Source organism: Streptomyces radiopugnans, from assembly GCF_900110735.1.
Classification (GTDB): Bacteria; Actinomycetota; Actinomycetes; order Streptomycetales; family Streptomycetaceae; genus Streptomyces; species Streptomyces radiopugnans.
Map to the genome: position 1 here is coordinate 50,627 of NZ_FOET01000018.1, position 18,878 is coordinate 69,504.

Consider the following 18,878-nt stretch of genomic DNA (forward strand, 5'->3'; position numbering starts at 1 on the left):
AACAGCCAGTGAAGACCCAGCGAACCTCCCCCCGCGACACCTCCGGCAGACGAGGCCGTATCCGCCTGGTCGCCGCGGCCTCCGCCGTCGTCGCCGCCGCGGCCATGGCCCTGCCGACCTCGGCGAGCGCCGCCCCCTCGCCCTCGCCCGCGGCCCAGGTCGCCATGGCGGACAAGGCGATGAAGACCGCGGACGTCGCGGGGACCGCCTGGTACACCGACAAGGCGACCAACACCCTGGTCGTCACGGTGGACAGCACCGTCAGCCAGTCCGAGATTGCCAAGATCAAGAAGACGGCCGGCGCGGGCGCGGAAGCGATCCGCATCGAGCGCACCCCCGGCAAGTTCAACAAGCTGATCTCCGGCGGCGACGCCATCTACAGCGGTGGCGGGCGCTGCTCGCTGGGCTTCAACGTCCGCAGCAGCAGCGGTGTGGACTACTTCCTGACCGCCGGCCACTGCACCAACGGCACCTCCAGCTGGAGCAACGGGTCCTCCACCATCGGCTCGACGGCCGGTTCCAGCTTCCCGAACAACGACTACGGCATCGTCCGCTACACCAGCTCCATCAGCCGCCCCGGCTCGGTCGGAAGCCAGGACATCGCCCGCGCCGCCAACCCGTCCGTGGGCCAGACCGTCTACCGCCGCGGCAGCACCACCGGCACCCACAGCGGCCGCGTCACCGGCCTGAACGCCACGGTCAACTACGGCGGCGGCGACGTCGTCTACGGCATGATCCAGACCAACGTCTGCGCCGAGCCCGGCGACAGCGGCGGCCCGCTGTACTACGGCACCACCGCCTTCGGCCTGACCTCCGGCGGCAGCGGCAACTGCCGCACCGGCGGCACGACCTTCTTCCAGCCGGTCGTGGAGGCGCTGAACGCCTACGGCGTGAGCGTCTACTGACCTCACCGCCTTCCGAGCCCCCGTCCGGCCTCGCCGGGCGGGGGCTCCGCCGTGCCCGCCGTGATCGTCGGACGGGTGGAGCGGGCGGGCCCGGTGTGCCGGACCGCGTCGGTACGGGGATGATGACGGAGGCGGTCGTCACCCTCCGGTGCGGTGTGTGCACCCTCCGTGTGTAACCCCGTCGGCCGAGGAAAGGATGACCGGGCCGGACATTCCTCCGGGGCCGCATCCCCACAGGCGGTCCCATCCCCCACGGGAGGCACAGTGTTGAAACACCGACGGACACTCACGCGGCGCATCGCCGTCGCGGGCGTGGGCGTGGCGGCGATGCTCTCCGCCACCCTCGTCCCGGCGAGCGCGGACACCCCGGCCCCCGTCGCGCCCAGACCGCTGACCCCCACCGCCGCGGGCCGGCTGGCCTCGACCCTCTCCGGCGACCTCAAGGACGACATGGCGGGCGCCTACTACGACGCCAGGGCGCGCAAACTGGTGGTCAACGTCCTCAGCGGGACGAGCGCGGAGAAGGTCCGGCAGGCCGGTGCCGAGCCCCGGATCGTCAAGCACTCCCTCGCCCGGCTCGGCGCCCTGCGGAAGGACCTCGCGGCCAAGAGCGTCCCCGGCACCGCGCGCGCCGTCGACCACCGGCTCAACAAGGTCGTCGTCACCGCGGACAGCACGGTGGGGGCGGAGGCGCTGGCCGATCTGAGGAAGCGGGTGGCGGCGCGGGGCGACATGGCGGTCCTCAGGCGGGCCGAGGGACGGTTCGCCCTCCTGGCCCTGGGCGGCGACGCGATCTGGCGCGGGGACGGCGCGCGCTGCTCGCTCGGCTTCAACGTGGTCAGGAACGGCATGCCGTACTTCCTCACCGCGGGCCACTGCGCCCGGCTCTTCGACCGCTGGTCCGCCACCAGGTCCGGGCCGGCCATCGGGATCACCGTGGCGAGCGAGTTCCCCGGCGACGACCACGCCCTGGTGCGCTACACCACCCGTACGGACCACCGGAGCCGGGTGAACCTGTACGACGGGTCCAGCCGCGCCATCACCCGGGCCGCCGACCCCATCGTGGGCCAGCAGGTGCAGCGCAGCGGCAGCACCACGAAGGTCCGCGACGGCGAGGTCACGGCGGTGAACGTCTCCGTGACCTACCCGCAGGGCAGGGTCGACGGGCTGATCCAGACCGACGTCTGCGCCGAGCCCGGCGACAGCGGCGGCCCGCTGTTCTCCGGCACCACAGGCCACGGCCTGACCTCCGGCGGACGCGGGGACTGCTCCAGGGGAGGCGAGACCTTCTACCAGCCGCTGACCGAGGCGCTGCGGGACCACGGCGCCCGGATCGGCTGACTCCGGCCCGGCCCGGCCCGGCTCCGCTTCCGCGAGGGGCGCTGAAACGGCCCCGGCCCCGCCTCCAGCGGGAGGCGGGGCCGGGCGGCGGATGCGGGGCCGCGTACCGGGCGACGCCGGCCGGTACCTGTCGGAGCGGCCCTCCGGGCGGCTAGCGGGACTCGGCCGCGACCAGCTCCGCGATCTGGACGGCGTTGAGCGCCGCGCCCTTGCGGAGGTTGTCGCCGGCGCAGAACAGGGCCAGACCGTGCTCGGCGGTCTCGTCGGCGCGGATCCGGCCCACGTAGGTCGGGTCCTGGCCGGCAGCCTGCTGCGGGGTGGGGATCTCGGAGAGGGCCACGCCCGGAGCGCCCTCCAGCAGTTCCCGGGCGCGCTCGGGGCTGATCGGCCGCTCGAAGCGGGCGTTGATCTGGAGCGAGTGGCCGGTGAAGACCGGCACGCGCACGCAGGTGCCCGAGACCTTCAGCTCCGGGATGCCGAGGATCTTGCGGCTCTCGTTGCGGAGCTTCTGCTCCTCGTCGGTCTCGCCCAGCCCGTCGTCCACGATGGAGCCCGCCATCGGCAGCACGTTGAAGGCGATGGGCCGCACGTACTTGTCGGGCTCGGGGAACTCGACCGCGGAGCCGTCGAAGGCCAGCCGGGTGGCGTCGCCCTCGACCGCCTTGCGGGTCTGCTCGTCCAGCTCGGCGACGCCGGCCAGACCGCTGCCGGACACCGCCTGGTAGGTGGCGACGACCAGGGCGGTCAGCCCGGCCTCGGCGTGCAGCGGCCGCAGCACCGGCATGGCGGCCATGGTGGTGCAGTTGGGGTTGGCGATGATGCCCTTGGGGCGCTCGGCGGCGGCCTGCGGGTTCACCTCGGAGACCACCAGCGGGACCTCGGGGTCCAGCCGCCAGGCGGAGGAGTTGTCGATGACCACGGGCCCGGCCGCGGCCACCTTCGGGGCCAGGGCCTTCGAGGTCGAGCCGCCCGCGGAGAACAGCACGATGTCCAGCCCCGTGTAGTCGGCCGTGGCGGCGTCCTCGACGGTGATCTCGCCGTCCTTCCAGGGCAGCGTCCGTCCTGCCGAGCGAGCCGAGGCGAACAGCCGGAGCTGCTCCACCGGGAAGTCGCGCTCGGCCAGGATCTCGCGCATCACTCCGCCGACCTGGCCGGTGGCTCCGACGATGCCGATTCTCATGGGGCTCCTTCTGTCGTGCGTGTCCCGCTGCGTCAACCCTCTACCCTGCCCTGCCGGACGCGCGTGCGCCAACTTCCTTTGGCGCACGTCACACCCTGAGCGGGCGCGGCGCGGAGGCCGCGGGACACGCGCAGGCGGCGGCCGCCGAAGGGCGACCGCCGCCTCGCGCCGGGGCCCGGACGTCCCCCCGGGGGCCCGGCGCCGGCCCGGCGTCAGTGCGGGCAGTTGCCGCGGAACTCCTCGATGGCGAGGCTGGGCCGGGGCAGCGGGCACAGGAACTGCTCGTAGCGGGTGTCGTTGTCCACGAAGCGCTTCAGCCAGGAGATGCTGTACTTCGCGATCTCGGTGTTCGAGGTGTTCGGGGTGAAGTGCGTGGCGTTGTTGAGCTCCATGTACGCCCGGTCCGTGGAGGAGGGCAGGCTCTCGTAGAAGGGCTCGGCGTGCGAGCGCACCGAGGCGATGCTGTCCCCGTCGGCTCCGACGATGAAGGTCGGGACGGTGATCTCACGCCAGGTCTTGTCGAGGTTCCAGGGGGTGAGCGGGATCGCGGCCTTCAGGGACGGCCGGTCCTTGGCGGCCTCCAGGCTGCCTCCGCCGCCCATGGAGTGGCCCATGACCGCCAGGCGGCCGCTGTCGATGCGGCCGCGGACCGAGCTGCGCTGGGTCAGGTAGTCCAGCGCGGCCAGCAGCTGGTCGCCGCGGCTGTCGGGCTGGTCGTAGCGGGTGTTGGTGTCGATGGTGAAGACCACGAAGCCCTGCGAGGCCAGGCGGGGGCCGTACCAGGCCATGCTGGACTGGTCGGCGGTGTAGCCGGGTGAGACCGCGACCGCGCCGAAGGTGCCGTCGCTGGTGGTGGTCGGGTAGTAGATCGTCCCGCCGCCGAAGCCGGTCACCGACAGGGAGGACACCCTGGTCTCGGAGACGGAGTAGGGGCCGCGGGCGGCCTCGATGCTCCGCTCGGTCGGGTCCGGGCCGCGCTCGTAGGGGTTCTCGGCGGCCTGGACGGCGGCCGGCGCGGCGCCGGAGTCCTGGGTGGCCTGGGCGGTGGGCAGGGCGACGCCCACACCGCCCAGGACCATGGCCAGGGCCACGCCCAGCTTCGTCAGGCGGCGGGGGGCGCCGCGGTGTCTGGTGGCCGTGCCCGGTGTCGTGTCGTGCTGCTGCGGCTCCATGATGACCCTTTCCAGGTGTGTGAGGGGTGACCTTCTGGGGTCGGACGGATGAATCGTGGTGCCGGAGCACGCGGCTCCGCATCGGTGAAACCGCCGGTTCCCGCCGGGACCCGGTTCGGGTGCGGCGGGCATCGCGGGCGCCGCGCCGGAGCCATTGACGTACCAGTCGGTATGCCGCGAGGATAAGCAAGCGCTTAGTCGTGGCCCGTGAAGGAGATCCCGTGCCCCCTGCGAACGCCCCCGTGACAGACCCGGACGAACTGCGCCGACGTACCCAGGCGCTGCTCGCGGAGCACGATCCGGCCGTCACCGAACCACTCGACTTCCTCCGCGCCCGCTACGACGCGGGACTGGCCTGGGTGCACTTCCCCCACGGCCACGGCGGGCTCGACGCGCCCCGCGCCCTCCAGGCCGTCGTCGACGCCGAGCTGGCCGCCGCCGGAGCCCCCGACAACGACCCCGGCCGCAACGGCATCGGCCTGGGCATGGCCGCGCCGACGATCCTGCGCTACGGAACCGAGGAGCAGAAGGATCGCTTCCTGCGCCCGCTGTGGACCGGCGAGGAGGTGTGGTGCCAGCTGTTCAGCGAGCCCGGAGCCGGCTCCGACCTGGCGGCACTGGCCACCCGGGCGGTACGCGACGGCGACTCCTGGGTGGTCGACGGCCAGAAGGTGTGGACGTCCAGCGCGCACAACGCCCGCTGGGCCATCCTGATCGCCCGCACCGACCCGGACGTCCCCAAGCACCGCGGCATCACCTACTTCGTCTGCGACATGACCGACCCCGGCGTCGAGGTGCGGCCGCTGCGCCAGATCACCGGCGAGGCGGAGTTCAACGAGGTCTTCCTCACCGGCGTCCGCATCCCCGACGCCCACCGGCTCGGCGCGGTGGGGGAGGGGTGGAAGGTCGCCCAGACCACCCTCAACAACGAACGCGTCGCCATCGGCGGCCAGCGCATGCCGCGCGAGAGCGGCATGGTCGGCAAGGTCGCCGCCACCTGGCGCGAGCGCCCCGAGCTGCGCACCCACGGCCTCCACCAGCGGCTGCTGTCGGGCTGGGTCGGCGCGGAGGTCGCCCGGCTCACCGGCGAACGGCTGCGTCAGCAGCTCACCGCGGGCCATCCCGGTCCCGAGGGCGCCGGGATGAAGCTCGCCTTCGCACGCCTGGCGCAGGAGCTCAGCGGCCTGGAGGTCGAGCTGCTGGGCGAGGAGGGCCTGTCCTACGACGACTGGACCCTGCGCCGGCCCGAGGCCGTGGACTTCACCGGCCGCGAGGCGGGCTACCGCTACCTGCGCGCCAAGGGCAACTCCATCGAGGGCGGCACCTCGGAGATCCTGCGCAACATCATCGCCGAGCGGGTGCTGGGACTGCCCGCCGAGCCCCGCACCGACAAGGACCTCCCCTGGAAGGAGCTCGCCCGATGACGGACCTTCTCTACTCGGAGATCGAGGAGGAGCTGCGCGCCAGCGTCCGCGCGCTGCTCACCGACCGCTGCCCGCACGAGAACACCCTGGGCCGCTGCGAGACGGGCGAGCCCTACGACCGCGGGCTGTGGCAGACCCTCGCCCGCGACCTGGGCACGGCCTCCCTGGCGGTGCCGGAGGAGGCGGGCGGCGCCGGGGCCTCGGTGCGCGAGGCCGCCGTGGTGCTGGAGGAGCTGGGCCGGGCGTCGGCGCCGACGCCGTACCTGGGCAGCGCCGTCCTGGCCACCACCGCCCTGCTCGCCCTGGAGGGCACGGACGGCGACAGCGGTGACAGCGGCGCCGGCGAGGCCTCGAAGCTGCTCGCGTCCCTGGCCGCGGGCGAGCGCACCGCCGCACTGGCGGTGCCGCTCTCCGTGATGCCAGGGGCCGGAACCTTCCCCTCCGCCGTACGGGCCGACAGTGCGGGCACCCTGACCGGCACGGTCACCTCGGTCGCCGACGCCACGGCCGCCGACGTCCTGATCGTCCCGGCCGAGGGCCGGGACGGGCCGGGACTGTACGCGGTGGAGACGACCGCGGCGGCCCTGGCCGTCGTACCGCGCACCTCCCTCGACCTCACCCGCCCGGTGGCCGACGTGACGCTCACCGGCACCGCCGCCCGGCGGCTGGCCGGCGCGGAGCAGGCCCCCGCCGCGCTGGAGCGCGCACTGCTGACCGGCGCCGGACTGCTCGCCTCCGAGCAGCTCGGCATCGCCGAGTGGTGCCTGACCGCCACCGTCGCCCATCTGAAGGACCGGCGGCAGTTCGGGCGGCAGCTCGGCTCGTTCCAGGCACTCAAGCACCGGCTGGCCGACCTCTGGCTGGAGGTGGTGGGCGCGCGGGCCGCCGCCCGGTACGCCGCCGACACCCTCGCGACCGGCGATCCGGACGCCCCCGTGGCCGTCGCGGTGGCCGCCTCCCACTGCGGGGAGCTGGCGGTACGGGCGGCCGAGGAGTGCGTCCAGCTCCACGGCGGCATCGGCATGACCTGGGAGCACCCGGCGCACCTGTACCTCAAGCGCGCCAAGGCCGACCAGATCGCGCTGGGCACCCCCGACCGCCACCGCGCCGCGCTCGCCGCGCTGGTGGACCTGCCGGCGCCGGTGGGCTGAGACCGGCCGCGACGGGCCTACGGGCGCGACTGCCACGAGGGAGGCCGGGGGCGCGGGGGGCTCCCGGCCTCCCTCGCGGCCTTCCGCGTGCTTCGGCCGCCTCCGGCGGGCCGAGCGCCGCGAAGGAGGTCCGGGTCCCCCGAACGGGCCCCGGCCACCGGAACGCCGGCCGTGCCGGCGGTTCCGGACGCGACGGCCGGCCGGGCTCGGCCCGGCGGGAGGCGGCGGCCCGCTTCCCGGGGCGTGGACGGTTCCGTAGGGTGTGCGGACGTGACGCCGTATGAACGCTGGTCCCTGGCCGCCTCGTTCGGAACCCTCCTCGTCAGCGTCCTCGCCTTCGGTGGTCTCGCCTGGCAGTTGCTGATGCTGTCCCGCACCACCAGGCTCGACCACGACCGGCGCCGCAAGCAGGCGACGATGGAGTACCTCACCGCCACGATGGACCGGCGCAGGCAGTTGCGTGAGGAGGGGATACCGGACGAGCGGGACCAGCGGGCCGTGTCGCGGCTGATCGCCCGCGCGACGGCGGGGGACGAAGCGGCGGCGGGACTGATCGCCGCGTATCTGACGACGTACAACTCCCTGGGTGTGGGCGCCCGTTCGGACGCCTTCGACCTGCAGGTCATCGACCAGGCGTGGGGCGGCTCGATCATCGCCACCTGGGAGGGCTACCTGCCGTGGATCGAGGGCCGGCGGCAGGTCCGGGGCGAACCACGGCTCTACGAGGACCTGGAGTGGCTCGCGGTGCACATGACCCCGCGGCGCATAGCCGTCCCCCGCCGCGCCGAGGGCGATCCGCCCCTGCGCGGGGAGCCGGTACCCGGCTGAGACACCCGTGCCCCGGCCCGTCGGCGGCCCTACGCCCCGCCGGCCGGGGCCGGCCCGGGCGTCCGGTCGGTGAAGCCGTGGTCGCAGGGCGCGGCCGGACGCTGGGCGAGCCAGCCCGAGACCCGGGGACCGCCGCTGACCGCGCGCCCCTCGCGGACCGTGCGGACGTGGTGGAAGCCCTGCCCGAGGTAGTAGCGCTGCAGGGCCTCGTTCGCCGTCCACGCGTCGAGCCTCACCCACCTGGCCCCCGCCCGGTGGGCGCGGTCTCCCGCCCAGTCGAGCAGCCGACCGCCGAGATTCCGCCCGGCGTGGGTGCGCGCCACGGTGAGCTTGGCGACGAAGAGGGAGGGTTCGCGGAGCTCCTCGTCCGTCCAGAGCCCTTCCCCCGCCTCGCGGGTGAGGGTGATGGTCGCGGCGGTCGTTCGCCCGTCGCGGACCAGGAACACGGCCCCTTCCTCAACGGCGGCCAGCAGCCGTTCCGCCGGATACGGGCGGCTCCACTGGTCGGTGCCCAGCCTCCGCAGCCAGGCCGCCGCCTCCTCGCGGAAGGCGAGCAGCAGCGGCAGGTCGCCGGGCAGGGCGGGGGTGATGATCACGGGGGCTCGTCTCCGGTGCGGTGTCCCGGGCCTCCGCCGGGGTGCTTCGGGCGGGACGGGCGGGTGTCCGGGAAGGCGTCCGGGCGGATGCGGCACGGCGACCAGCCTCCCCGCTCCCGGGGCCGGTGGGCAAGGCGTACCCGCCGGGGGCGACGGTGCCGGAGGGCGGTGCGATGATCGCGCACCATGAGGAGCCTGCGGAACAGAAGACGGCACAGGGAGATCGTCGACGTCCACCTCGTCCTGCGGCGCGGTGAGGAGGTGCTGCTCGCGCGCCGGGCGGGCACCGGTTACGCGGACGGCCTGCTGAACGTGCCGTCCGGTCACGCCGAGGACGGCGAGGACGTGCGGGAGGCGGTGATCCGGGAGGCGTACGAGGAGGTCGGGCTGCGTCTCGCGCCCGAGGAGCTGAAGGTCGCCCTCGTGGTGCAGCACTGCTCCCCGACCGGGGATCCCCGGATGGGGTGGTTCTTCGAGGCGTGGGCTGGGGAAGGGCGCGAGCCGGTCAACGCGGAGCCGGACAAGTGCTCGGAGCTGGTCTGGTTCCCGCTGGAGGCGCTGCCCGGCGACATGGTGGCCTACTGCCGGGCCGCGCTGGAGGCGTATAGGGCGGGCCACCGCTTCGCACTCCACTGGCACCGGCCCGGGGACTCCATCGCCTACGACCCGGCCGCCCCCGGCCGGGTCGTGGTGCTTCCGGCCACCTGAGGGCCGGGCGCGCCGGCTCAGCCGAACTGCACCGAGCGCTTGGCCAGCCCGCCCCAGAAGCCGTCGACGACCGTGCGCTGGGAGCCCAGATCGGCCTCGCCCGCCCCGAGGGAGACGAACAGCGGCGCGAAGTGGTCGGTGCGCGGGTGGGCGATCCGGCCCGCCGGAGCCCGGTGCTCGAAGTCGAGCAGGGCGTCGAGGTCCGCCCTCTCCAGGGCCTCGCCACCCCAGGCGTCGAACTCCTTCGACCAGGACGGGGCCTCGTCGGGCCCGGCGCCCCACATCAGACCGCGCAGGTTGTGGGTGAAGAAGCCGCTGCCGATGATCAGCACGCCCTCGTCGCGCAGCGGGGCCAGCCTGCGGCCCAGCCGCAGCAGCTCCCCGGGGTCGAGGGTGGGCATCGAGAGCTGGAGCACGGGGACGTCGGCGCCGGGGTACATCTCGGCCAGCGGCACGTACGCGCCGTGGTCCAGGCCCCGGTCCGGCGCCTCGTGCACCGGGGTGCCCGGCCCGGCGAGCAGGGCCCGCACCTTCGCGGCCAGGGCGGGGGCGCCCGGGGCCGGATAGGCGACGCGGTAGTAGTGCTCGGGGAAGCCGTGGAAGTCGTACACCAGCGGGACGGTCCGGGTGGCGCCCAGCGTCACCGGCGCGGACTCCCAGTGGGCGGAGACGATCAGCACGGCCTCCGGCCGCGGCAGCCGCGCGGACCAGTCCGCGAGCTGCGCGGTCCACAGGGCGTCGTCGGCCAGGGGCGGGGCGCCGTGGCTGAGGTAGAGCACGGGCATGCGGTCCGCCGCGGGGCGCGGGGCCGGAGGGACGGTTGCGGTCATGGCGGTGCCTTCCGTTTCTTCTGCGTCTCCGCCTCCCGGGCTCGTGCGGAAGCGCGTACCGGGGAGCCCGGGAGAGGGGTGGATCAGGAGCGGGCCAGCAGGGTCGCGCCCGCGACGACGACGGCCAGTACGACGGCGGCCGCGCCGTGGGAGAGCCGGTGGGAGCGGAGCACGGGCAGGGCGCGGTCCACGGCCCAGCGGCCGGGGCCGGAGAGGGTGAGCGCGGCGGCGCCCGCGGCCAGGAGGAGTTCGTACTCCACGCCCTGCGGCGCGAAGAAGCCGCCGCCCCACTTCACCGCCACCGCGTTGACCATGGTTCCCAGCACGGCCGCCCCGGCGAGCGGGGTGAGCAGGCCGAGGGCGAGGGCGAGGCCGCCCGCGGTCTCCGTCAGCCCGGCGACGACGGCCATCGCCTCGGGCGACGGGTAGCCGAGGGAGGCGAAGAACTGCCCGGTGCCCTCGACGCCGCCTCCGCCGAACCAGCCGAACAGCTTCTGCGCGCCGTGCGCGGCCATCGTCAGGCCGAGGGCGAGACGCAGCAGCAGGAGCCCGGCGTCATGGGCGGTGGGCGAGGACGCCGGGACACCGGTGTCGGCGTGTGCGCCGTCGGTGCCGGGGAGGGTGCCGGTGGGGATGGTCATGGGTGCTCTCCTGCTCTGCCGTTCCATTGGTTCAAATTCGAATCACTTGCTCATGGCGAGCGTACAGCCCGGTTCGAATTTGAACAACCGCGTACGATGGGGGCATGAACGAGCCCCGATGGCTGGACGAGCTGGAGATGGCGGCCTGGCAGGGCTTCCTCGAGGCCGGCAACCGCGTCGCCCGACGGCTGGAGCAGCAGCTCAAGGACGAGGCGGGCCTGTCCCACCCGCAGTACGAGATCCTGGTCCACCTCGCAGATGCCCCCGGCGGCGAGATCCGCATGACCGAGCTGGCCGAACGGCTGATCACATCCAAGAGCGGCCTGACCTACCAGGTCGGCCAGTTGGAGAGGCGCGGTCTGGTACGGCGCCGCGCCTGCCCCACCGACGTCCGCGGCGTCTTCGCCGTTCTCACCGAGGAGGGGCGCGAACTGCTGCGCGGCGCGGCCCCCGGTCATGTGGCGGCGGTGCGCGAGGTGCTCATCGACGTCCTGGACCGCGAGGAACTCGCCGTCCTGGCGCGGGCGCTGGGCGAGGTCGGCCGGCGGCTGCGTGACTGAGCGGACGGCGGGCGGAACGCCGTGCGGGCCCCGCCGCCGTACGGCGACGGGGCCCGCACCGGCGGCGCCCGGCCCGGTCAGCGGTACAGCTTGTCCACCGCCGTACGCGTCGTCTCCCTGAAATCCTTCACCGGAGCGTGCTCGAAGGTGCCCATCTGGCCCCAGGCGACGACCGTGACCGTGCGCCCGTCGCGCCCCACGCCGAACAGGTGGATCCCGTACTCGGACTCCGGCGGAGCGGTGTGGACGCCGTAGACGTGGGCGCCCTCCTCCACGTCGACGCGGCCGTAGTCCTTCCACCGGGCGGACGCCCCCGGGTACCGCTCCCGGAAGTCCGCCGCGCAGTCGCGCACCGACGCCTCGGCCTCGGCGGCCAGCCTGCGGGCCGCGCCGACGCCGGCGGTACGCACCGCGACCTGTACGGCCCCGGTGTCGTACTCCGTGTGGAACTGCCGGTGCCAGGCGCCCTTGGCGGGCAGCGCCTCCTCCAGGCAGAAGACCGGGAACTCCGGGAGCCCCCGGGCGACCTCGCCCTCGTACCAGGGCGAGAACGGGTGCGGCGGAAGCTCCCGGGCGGAGAGGAACCCCGGTGCGGTGCTCCGCTCCGGGGCGGCCTGGGCCGTGCCGGCGGTGGTCAGTGCGGTCAGTGCGGTCAGTGCGGTGGCGACCGCCACCGCCGCGGTGGTGGCGGTACGGCGGTGCCGTGTGCGGATGGTCATGCGGGTCCCCCTGTTTCGTCGGGCCGGCGGTTCGTCACCGTGAGCCTGCGCCGCCCTGTCACACGGTGGCAACAGATACCGCGGAAAGCGGGACGCGGGAACGTTCGCGCCTAGGCTGACCAGTGGAAACGCGCGCGCCTGGAACGCGCTCCCGGAACGGCGCAGACGAGGGGGATGCCATGGGGGCCGCACGGGGGACGGAGGAGTTCGCCTCCTTCCTGAGGGAGCTGAAGGAGCGGTCGGGGCACAGCTACGGCACGCTGGCGCGCCGGCTGCACACCAGCACCTCCACACTGCACCGGTACTGCAACGGCCGGACGGTACCGGCGCAGTACGCACCGGTGGAACGGCTGGCGAGACTGTGCGGCGCGACTCCGGAGGAACTGCTGGAGCTGCACCGGCGGTGGATGCGGGCCGACGCGCTGCGCGGAAGGGAACCGGAGCGGCCGGGCCCGGCGGCGGAGCCCGCTTCCGAAGCCTGCTTCGAGCCCGAGCCCGAGCCCGAGCCCGAACCCGAATCCGGGCCCGAGCGCGAACTCGAGCACGCGTCGTCCGCGGCCGCCGTCCCCCGGCGGAGCCGGGTGCCACCGCGGCCGCTGCCCGCCGTGATCGCCGTACTCGCGGCGCTCCTGGTCGCAGCGGTCGCCGCCGCGACGTACGCCCTCCCCGACCGCGCCGCCCCGCAGCGCCGCACCGCGGGCGGGCCCACCGCTCCCGTACCAGGGGCCAGCGGCGGCTCCGGCGCCTCACCGTCCTCTTCCGAGCCCTCTTCCGCGTCCCCTTCCGCCCCGCCCTCCTCCCTGTCCCCGGCCGGGGCCGACGGGCACACCGGGGGCGGCGCGAGGCCGGGCCGCACCCCGCGGACGGCCCCCTCCCGGCTGCCGGACGGCGGCGACCGGGAACGCGGGCGCGGCGGTGCGCCGGGAGCGGCCCCGCTGAGCTGGACGGTCCGCTCCCATGTGTGGCGCCACGGCTGCGACCACCGCTACCTGATCGACCTGCCGCCCTCCCGCGTCCCCCCGCCCCCGGTGGAGCAGGACGCGGCCGGCTGGGCCCGCTCGCTGGGCGCCGTGCACGGCGGCGAGACCATCGTGGAGGCCACCGTGTACGGCACCGGGGCGGCCCCCGTGGTGATCGAGGCCCTGCACGTCCGGGTGACGGCCCGCCGTACGCCCCCTGCCCGGTCGGTCTTCGCGATGAACGACGGCTGCGGCGGGTCCCTCACCCCGGCCGCCTTCTCCGTCGACCTGGACGCCCCGCGCCCGCAGGCGAAGCCCGTGGACGGCTACGACGGCGAGGGCGGCCGGCCCCTGCCGGCCACCCGCCTGCCGTACCGCGTCACCGCCGACGACCCCCTCGCGCTGCGCGTGGAGGCGCGGACCGAGGGCTGCGACTGCGACTGGTACATCGAAGTGGAGTGGAGCGGCGGGGGCGGTGGGGGCACCCTCCGCATCGACGACGGCGGCCGCCCCTTCCGCACCGGCGCGGTGAGGGGACGGCCGGAGTACCGCTGGGCGCTGGAGACCGGGACCTGGGAGCGGGGCTGACACGCTGGTGCACAATCGACGCACCCGCCGTACCCGCCCTACCCGTCGTCCCGACCCCGCCGCAGGAGAAGTGCCGTGCCCCTGAGACTCGCCGTCGACCCGGACGCCCCCACCGCACCCTACGAGCAGGTGCGCGCCCAGATCGCCGAGCAGGCCCGCGGCGGCGGGCTGCCGGTCGGCCACCGCCTGCCCACCGTGCGCGGACTCGCCGAGGAACTGGGGCTGGCGGCGAACACGGTGGCCAAGGCCTACCGCGCGCTGGAGGCCGACGGGGTGATCGAGACCCGGGGCCGCCACGGCAGCTTCATCGCCGCCACCGGGGACACCGCCGCACGCGAGGCCGCGACGGCGGCGCGGGCGTACGCCCAGCGGGCGCGGCGCCTGGGCCTGGACCGGGCCGCCGCACTCGCCGCCGCCGAGGAGGCGATCGGCGCCGAGTACGGCCGGGAGGGCTGACGCCTCAGCCCGCCACCAGCCGCTCCCGGGCCGCCATCAGGGCGAAGCCCAGCAGGTTGAGCCCGCGCCAGCGTGCCGGGTCGGACGCCCGCTCGTCGTCCGCGGCCAGCCCGATGCCCCAGATCCGGTCCAGCGGACTGGCCTCCACCAGCACTCGTCCCTCCGTGGCGAGGAGGAACGCCCGCAGTTCGCCGTGCTGCCCGAACTTGTGGAGACAGCCTCGACCACGATGCCGAAGCGGTGCCCGGCCCAGACCTCCTCGCGGAAGCCCCGCACCGTGCGGCCCGCGGCCTTGGCCGCGCCCGGCTCCGCCGAGGCGAGAATCCGCTCCTCGGCCGCCGCGTCGCCGAACAGCCGCGCCTTGGCGGCCATCATCCAGTGCTCGGCGGTGGGATGGAGGACGCCGTCCACGGTGAACGGCGAGGGCCACCACCGGCTGAGGCACCACGGGCCGGGCGGGCCGTCGCGCCGTCCTCGGGGCGGGGTGTGCCCCCAGAAGTGGAGGTACTTGATCCGCTCCCCGCGCGCCTGCCGCCCGGCCAGTTCCGCCACCGGATCGTCCACGCGCTCCTCGGGCGTCCTTCCGGGAGCGCTTCCGGGAACCCTTCCGGGAGGCGTCACAGGTACATCCCCTCGTCCGACCTCCCCGGCTGCGGCGGCACCGAGGCCGGGCCCGAGCCGCGGCGCAGCGCGTACAGCTCGGCCAGGGTCGCCCCGTCGCGGCCGACGCCCTCCTCCGTGCCGAGCCAGTTCACGGCCTCCGCCCGCGTCAGCGGGCCGACCTCGATGCGGGCCAGGCAGCGGCCGGGGCGGACGACCGCCGGGTGCAGCCGCTCCAGGTCCTCGTTGGTGGTCAGGCCGACCAGGACGTTGCGGCCCTGGCCCAGCAGTCCGTCGGTGAGGTTCAGCAGCCGGGACAGGGCCTGGCCGGTGGCGTGCTTGGCCTCGCCGCGGATCAGCTCGTCGCAGTCCTCCAGGAGCAGCAGCCGCCAGCGCTCACGGCCGGGCCGGTCCGGGGCGCCGTCGTCCTCGCCGATGGCGATGTCCATCAGATAGCCGACCTCGTTGAACAGCCGCTCGGGGTCGAGCACGCAGTCCACCTGGCACCAGTCCTGCCAGGAGCGCGCCAGCGTCCGCAGGGCGGAGGTCTTGCCGGTGCCCGGCGGGCCGTGGAGCAGCAGCAGCCGCCCGGTGATGTCGTCCGGGGTGGTCTTCATCAGCCCGTCCATGGCCTCGGCGACCGGGGCGGTGTAGTTGCCGCGGATCTCCTCCCAGCTCCCGGCGGTGATCCGGCGGGTGGTGCGGTACGGGCCGCGCCGCGGGGAGTTGTACCAGAAGCCCATGGTGACGTCGTCCGGCCGGGGCTCGGGCTCGTCCTCCGCGCCCTGCACCGCGGCCTTCAGCGTCCGTTCCGCCAGTTCCTCGCTGACGGCCGTCACGGTCACGTCGGCGCCGCGGGACCAGCGGGAGACCAGCACCGTCCAGCCGTCGCCCTCGGCCAGGGTCGCGCCGCGGTCGCCGTCGCGGGCCGAGCGCAGCACGACCGCCCCCGGCGGCAGCAGTGCCATGCCCTTGCGCACCCGCTCCAGGGAGCGGCTGCGGGCGTGCGGCTGCTCGCCGGTGGTGAAGCGGCCCAGGAAGAGGGCGTCGATGACGTCGGAGGGGGAGTCGCTGTCGTCGATGTTGAGCCGGATGGGCAGCGACTCCTCGGTCGGCACGGCACGGCGGTCGGCACACATGGCCCCCATGATCCGGTACGGGGGACCGCCGTGCACGCAGGTTTCCTCCGCCCCGCCGGGGATTCCGGCGGGTGCTCAGCGCAGGACCACGGCCACGGCGAGCGCGGCCAGCAGCAGGACCAGCAGCCCGGCGACGAGCACCAGCACCCCGCGCGGCCCCCGGTCGGCGTCCCAGGAGCCCGGCGCGGACGCCGTCCGCCGCTCCGGGGCCGTGCCCGGCGCGCCCCGGCGCCCGCCGTCCCCGCCGTCCCCGTCCTCGCCGGAGTCCGTACGGCCCGCGTCCGGCGAGGACGGGGACGAGGACGGGGACGAGGGAGCGGTGGCGCGCGGGCCGCCGCCGGCCGCGGCCACGCGCAGCAGCCGTTCGGCCCGGGCGGCGGTCGTACGCTCGGCCGGGTCCGTCCGCAGCAGCCCCTCCAGCACCGGCGCCAGCGCGCCCGCCCGCCGCATGGGCGGCAGATCGGCGTCGGTGTACGCGGCGAGGGAGCGCAGGGTCTCCCCGGGGGTGTCGCGCCGGAACGGCGAGACGCCCTCCACGGCCAGGTACAGCACCACACCCAGGGCCCACAGGTCCGCGGCCGGGCCCGGGTCCTGGCCCCGCGCGCACTCCGGGGCGAGGAACTCGGGCCGGCCGACCGCCGCACCGGGCCGGTCGTGCGCCGTGTCGGCCTTCACCTGCGCGGTGCCGAAGTCGGTGAGGACGACCCTGCTGTCGTTTCCCAGCAGGATGTTGGACGGCTTGATGTCGCGGTGGGTGATGCCCGCCTCGTGGGCGCTGCGCAGCGCCGAGACGGCCTCGGCGCCGATCCGGGCGGCGCCGGCCGGGGACATCGGCCCCTCGGCCTCCAGCGCGGCGGCCAGCGACAGCCCCCGCACCAGCTCCATCACGATCCACAGGCGGCCGTCCTCGATCACCACGTCGTGGACGGTGGTGGCGTTGCGGTGGGAGATGCGCCCTGCCGTCATGGCCTCCCGCTCCAGGCGCGAGTAGAGGGCGCGCACCTCGGCCGGGGAGAGCTCCTCGGCGGCCCTGACCTCCTTGACCGCGACCTCGCGGCCCAGCACTTCGTCGCGTCCCTGCCAGACCACGCCCACCTCGCCGCGGCCCAGCTCGGCCGTGAGGCGGTAGCGGTCGGCGAGCAGCCTTCCACTGTCACCGGTGTTCATCCTCGTCCCCCGTCCCCGGCCCCGCCATGGGGCCGGTCGGATGCTGTTGTCTCGTACGGTGTTCGTCAACCCCCTTGCGGGGAAGGTGAATCGAGTGACCGGAATACCCGTGGGTCACGGTCGGGAGATAGGGTTACCCTGCCCGGGCCGGGAGCCCTCGTTTGGGTGGGGAGTGTCATGGAACAGATAACGGTACGCAGCAGGGCGCGGATCCCTGCGATCCAGTGCGGGAGCGGTGCGACCGGTTCGCGCCTGGACCGGCACTTGAGCGTGCTGGCGGGGCCCGCCGTCCCCCAGGATGACACGGCGGAGGCGACCTTGCTCATGCGCGAACTGACCGCGCGCGACGCGGTGCACATGCGCTCCCACAGCAGGGGCGCGCGGGTCTCCCTCTTCGCGCCGCTGCGGCGGCTGCGGCGCTCCCTCTTCGGAGGCCACGCCTGACCACGCCCGGCCATACCCGCAGCACCCGGAGCACCCGGGCCGGAGGATAAAGGTTTCGGCTCAGGGCTCCGGGGGACCGGCCTCCCCGCGGCGGGCCGGGCGTCGCCGCCCGGCCCCGGCCACCTCCGCGCACTCCCCCCCGGCGCCCCGCTCCCGCACCGGCGGTCGGCCCGCCGCGGGGAGGCCGGCTCCTCACAGCAGCGCCAGCTGCCCCTCCGGGCCCTCCTCGCGGTGGTCCAGTACGGAGGCCGGGCGCCGCGCTCCCGGCGGCACCGGCAGCACACCGGCCCCGCGCAGCGCGGACACCTCCACGGCCGGACGCCCGGCCAGCCTGCCGGCGAACCCGGCGCGGGCTCCGCGCAGCCCGTCGAGGAGGGTGAGCACGGTGATCAGCTCCAGCAGTTCCGAGGTCCACCGGGGCTGCCAGGCCCTCGGGCGCACCGCCTCCAGCGTGCCGGGCGCGGCCGGGGCCGTACGCCGGGCGAACCACTCGGCGAGCACCCGGACGCCGCCCGCCTCGAACTCCCAGGCGCCGCGCGCCACCGGTGCTATCCGGCCGTCCCCCACCCACAGGGCCTCCTCCTCCGCGTCGTGGCGCAGCGCGTCCGGGGCCGGGCACTCGGGCAGCGTGGCCCGTACGTAGGGGCGCCGCCCGCCCGGCAGGCGCGGGCGGGAGCCGTCGCCGCAGCGGGCGCCGCGGGTGTGCGCCCGCAGCACCTCGCGGCCCAGCGCGACGCCCTCCCGCCACATCTCCCGGTCCGCGGTGAGCGGTACGGCATGGCCGCCGGGGGTGCCGGGGGCGGGGCGCACCGCTGCGGCCGTCCAGGCCAGGACGTCCTCGGCCGTCACCGGTGTGCCCAGTACCCGGGCCAGCAGTCCGGGCAGGCCCGGGGCGAGGTTGGGCTCGCGGCCGCCGGGGCGCCGGTAGAGGGGGCGTACGAGGCCGGGCCGGGACGCCGCGGCGGCGACCGGGAGCAGTTCGGTGAAGACCGGCTCAGGTGCGGGGGAGCGGGGCGCGGCCGGGGGCTCGACCAAGAAGACCTGCCGGTCGTCGGCGACCCGCCACAGCTCCGGCCGGGCGGCGTCGAGCAGGCGGTGGTCCGGTATCAGCCACTGCCGGTCGTACGGTCCGCACAGCACCCGCACCGGCTCCGGGCACGGCCCGTCCTCCCGGTCCAGCCGGACGGTGGGGGCGCCGGCGCTCCCGGCGGGGCCGGGGAGCTGGGGGACGGCGGTGCGGGTGGTGCGGGCGCGGCTGGGGACGAACAGCGCCTCGCGCTCGGCGCCGGAGGCCCGCAGGAGCTCGGCCCAGCGGGACCGCAGCGACGCGGCGTCCGGCGCCGTCACCCAGTCCCGGCCCGGCCGCGGCGGCCGGACCGACCAGGGCATCAGCTCGTCGAGCGGGACGGCCTCACCACGGCCGCCGCCCGTTGCGGCACCCACCGGTTCCCTCCCCGTTCCCCTTCCCCC

Annotated in this window: 18 protein-coding genes and 2 pseudogenes; 10 read left to right on the top strand and 10 right to left on the bottom strand. The window is 75.2% G+C overall.

Features of this window, described 5'->3' with window-relative positions; translation table 11 throughout:
- Positions 1-8: 8 nt before the first annotated feature.
- Positions 9-905, top strand: a complete 897-nt coding sequence (locus BMY40_RS24095; RefSeq protein ID WP_093662886.1) for a S1 family peptidase — start codon at positions 9-11, stop codon at positions 903-905.
- A gap of 267 nt (positions 906-1,172) precedes the next feature.
- Positions 1,173-2,246 carry a S1 family peptidase gene (locus BMY40_RS24100; protein ID WP_093662887.1) on the top strand — a complete coding sequence of 358 codons (1,074 nt, stop codon included), beginning with the start codon at positions 1,173-1,175 and terminating at the stop codon, positions 2,244-2,246.
- A gap of 151 nt (positions 2,247-2,397) precedes the next feature.
- Here the strand turns inward: BMY40_RS24100 and BMY40_RS24105 are convergent, their stop codons facing one another.
- On the bottom strand, positions 2,398-3,426 hold the full coding sequence (locus BMY40_RS24105) for an aspartate-semialdehyde dehydrogenase (RefSeq protein ID WP_093662888.1): 1,029 nt from the start codon (positions 3,424-3,426) through the stop codon (positions 2,398-2,400).
- 212 nt (positions 3,427-3,638) lie between these two features.
- Positions 3,639-4,598, bottom strand: coding sequence for a bis(hydroxyethyl) terephthalate hydrolase (gene bdeA, locus BMY40_RS24110; RefSeq protein WP_093662889.1), 960 nt, complete (start codon positions 4,596-4,598; stop codon positions 3,639-3,641).
- Positions 4,599-4,840: 242 nt separating this feature from the next.
- Between bdeA and BMY40_RS24115 the strand changes: the two genes are divergently transcribed.
- From BMY40_RS24115 to BMY40_RS24125, 3 genes are all read left to right on the top strand, one after another.
- Entirely contained in the window at positions 4,841-6,022 is a 1,182-nt protein-coding gene (locus tag BMY40_RS24115; protein ID WP_093662890.1) for an acyl-CoA dehydrogenase family protein, read from the top strand.
- The gene (locus BMY40_RS24120) at positions 6,019-7,173 is read left to right on the top strand and encodes an acyl-CoA dehydrogenase family protein (protein WP_093662891.1); all 1,155 of its coding nucleotides are present in this window, start codon (positions 6,019-6,021) and stop codon (positions 7,171-7,173) included. The genes BMY40_RS24115 and BMY40_RS24120 overlap by 4 nt, the downstream gene beginning before the upstream one ends.
- Before the next feature lie 270 nt (positions 7,174-7,443).
- Positions 7,444-8,001: a DUF4760 domain-containing protein gene (locus BMY40_RS24125; protein WP_093662892.1), complete on the top strand. Its 558-nt coding sequence runs from the start codon at positions 7,444-7,446 to the stop codon at positions 7,999-8,001.
- A 29-nt stretch (positions 8,002-8,030) separates the two neighbouring features.
- Here BMY40_RS24125 and BMY40_RS24130 read toward each other — a convergent pair whose 3' ends face one another.
- Positions 8,031-8,597, bottom strand: coding sequence for a GNAT family N-acetyltransferase (locus BMY40_RS24130; RefSeq protein WP_093662893.1), 567 nt, complete (start codon positions 8,595-8,597; stop codon positions 8,031-8,033).
- Positions 8,598-8,807: 210 nt separating this feature from the next.
- On the opposite strand from BMY40_RS24130, the pseudogene BMY40_RS24135 reads away from it, so the two are divergent.
- Positions 8,808-9,305: pseudogene (locus tag BMY40_RS24135) on the top strand (NUDIX hydrolase); the annotation flags it as partial.
- A gap of 17 nt (positions 9,306-9,322) precedes the next feature.
- Here the strand turns inward: BMY40_RS24135 and BMY40_RS24140 are convergent.
- Together BMY40_RS24140 and BMY40_RS24145 are read right to left on the bottom strand one after the other, a co-directional pair.
- Positions 9,323-10,135, bottom strand: coding sequence for a dioxygenase family protein (locus tag BMY40_RS24140; protein WP_093662895.1), 813 nt, complete (start codon positions 10,133-10,135; stop codon positions 9,323-9,325).
- 83 nt (positions 10,136-10,218) lie between these two features.
- On the bottom strand, positions 10,219-10,776 hold the full coding sequence (locus BMY40_RS24145; protein WP_093662896.1) for a DoxX family protein: 558 nt from the start codon (positions 10,774-10,776) through the stop codon (positions 10,219-10,221).
- Between the two features lie 104 nt (positions 10,777-10,880).
- Here BMY40_RS24145 and BMY40_RS24150 point away from each other — a divergent pair, with 104 nt between their 5' ends.
- Positions 10,881-11,336 carry a MarR family winged helix-turn-helix transcriptional regulator gene (locus BMY40_RS24150; protein ID WP_093662897.1) on the top strand — a complete coding sequence of 152 codons (456 nt, stop codon included), beginning with the start codon at positions 10,881-10,883 and terminating at the stop codon, positions 11,334-11,336.
- Between the two features lie 77 nt (positions 11,337-11,413).
- Here the strand turns inward: BMY40_RS24150 and BMY40_RS24155 are convergent, their stop codons facing one another.
- Positions 11,414-12,055, bottom strand: coding sequence for a hypothetical protein (locus BMY40_RS24155; protein ID WP_093662898.1), 642 nt, complete (start codon positions 12,053-12,055; stop codon positions 11,414-11,416).
- Between the two features lie 179 nt (positions 12,056-12,234).
- Between BMY40_RS24155 and BMY40_RS29005 the strand changes: the two genes are divergently transcribed.
- Complete coding sequence (locus BMY40_RS29005; RefSeq protein WP_093662899.1) at positions 12,235-13,602, top strand: helix-turn-helix domain-containing protein; 1,368 nt, start codon at positions 12,235-12,237, stop codon at positions 13,600-13,602.
- A 75-nt stretch (positions 13,603-13,677) separates the two neighbouring features.
- Entirely contained in the window at positions 13,678-14,058 is a 381-nt protein-coding gene (locus BMY40_RS24165; protein WP_093662900.1) for a GntR family transcriptional regulator, read from the top strand.
- A gap of 4 nt (positions 14,059-14,062) precedes the next feature.
- Here BMY40_RS24165 and BMY40_RS24170 read toward each other — a convergent pair.
- The 3 genes and pseudogenes from BMY40_RS24170 to BMY40_RS24180 all read right to left on the bottom strand — a co-directional run bounded on the left by BMY40_RS24170 (position 14,063) and on the right by BMY40_RS24180 (position 16,964).
- Positions 14,063-14,622, bottom strand: a pseudogene (locus BMY40_RS24170) (NADAR family protein).
- A 53-nt stretch (positions 14,623-14,675) separates the two neighbouring features.
- Positions 14,676-15,797, bottom strand: coding sequence for a DUF5925 domain-containing protein (locus tag BMY40_RS24175; protein WP_093662946.1), 1,122 nt, complete (start codon positions 15,795-15,797; stop codon positions 14,676-14,678).
- Positions 15,798-15,872: 75 nt separating this feature from the next.
- A complete protein-coding gene (locus BMY40_RS24180) occupies positions 15,873-16,964 on the bottom strand; it encodes a serine/threonine-protein kinase (RefSeq protein ID WP_093662901.1) in 1,092 nt (363 codons plus the stop codon).
- Positions 16,965-17,141: 177 nt separating this feature from the next.
- Between BMY40_RS24180 and BMY40_RS24185 the strand changes: the two genes are divergently transcribed.
- Positions 17,142-17,408, top strand: a complete 267-nt coding sequence (locus tag BMY40_RS24185) for a hypothetical protein (protein ID WP_093662902.1) — start codon at positions 17,142-17,144, stop codon at positions 17,406-17,408.
- 192 nt (positions 17,409-17,600) lie between these two features.
- On the opposite strand, the gene BMY40_RS24190 is transcribed toward BMY40_RS24185, so the two are convergent.
- On the bottom strand, positions 17,601-18,797 hold the full coding sequence (locus BMY40_RS24190) for a type ISP restriction/modification enzyme (RefSeq protein ID WP_093662947.1): 1,197 nt from the start codon (positions 18,795-18,797) through the stop codon (positions 17,601-17,603).
- Positions 18,798-18,878 lie beyond the last annotated feature (81 nt).

Coding starts and splice junctions, on each gene's coding strand:
- BMY40_RS24105 (WP_093662888.1), bottom strand. CDS start 3,426: ATGAGAATCGGCATCGTCGGAGCCACCGGCCAGGTCGGCGGAGTGATG.
- bdeA (WP_093662889.1), bottom strand. CDS start 4,598: ATGGAGCCGCAGCAGCACGACACGACACCGGGCACGGCCACCAGACAC.
- BMY40_RS24120 (WP_093662891.1), top strand. CDS start 6,019: ATGACGGACCTTCTCTACTCGGAGATCGAGGAGGAGCTGCGCGCCAGC.
- BMY40_RS24140 (WP_093662895.1), bottom strand. CDS start 10,135: ATGACCGCAACCGTCCCTCCGGCCCCGCGCCCCGCGGCGGACCGCATG.
- BMY40_RS24145 (WP_093662896.1), bottom strand. CDS start 10,776: ATGACCATCCCCACCGGCACCCTCCCCGGCACCGACGGCGCACACGCC.
- BMY40_RS24150 (WP_093662897.1), top strand. CDS start 10,881: ATGAACGAGCCCCGATGGCTGGACGAGCTGGAGATGGCGGCCTGGCAG.
- BMY40_RS24155 (WP_093662898.1), bottom strand. CDS start 12,055: ATGACCATCCGCACACGGCACCGCCGTACCGCCACCACCGCGGCGGTG.
- BMY40_RS29005 (WP_093662899.1), top strand. CDS start 12,235: ATGGGGGCCGCACGGGGGACGGAGGAGTTCGCCTCCTTCCTGAGGGAG.
- BMY40_RS24175 (WP_093662946.1), bottom strand. CDS start 15,797: ATGTGTGCCGACCGCCGTGCCGTGCCGACCGAGGAGTCGCTGCCCATC.
- BMY40_RS24180 (WP_093662901.1), bottom strand. CDS start 16,964: ATGAACACCGGTGACAGTGGAAGGCTGCTCGCCGACCGCTACCGCCTC.
- BMY40_RS24185 (WP_093662902.1), top strand. CDS start 17,142: ATGGAACAGATAACGGTACGCAGCAGGGCGCGGATCCCTGCGATCCAG.
- BMY40_RS24190 (WP_093662947.1), bottom strand. CDS start 18,797: ATGCCCTGGTCGGTCCGGCCGCCGCGGCCGGGCCGGGACTGGGTGACG.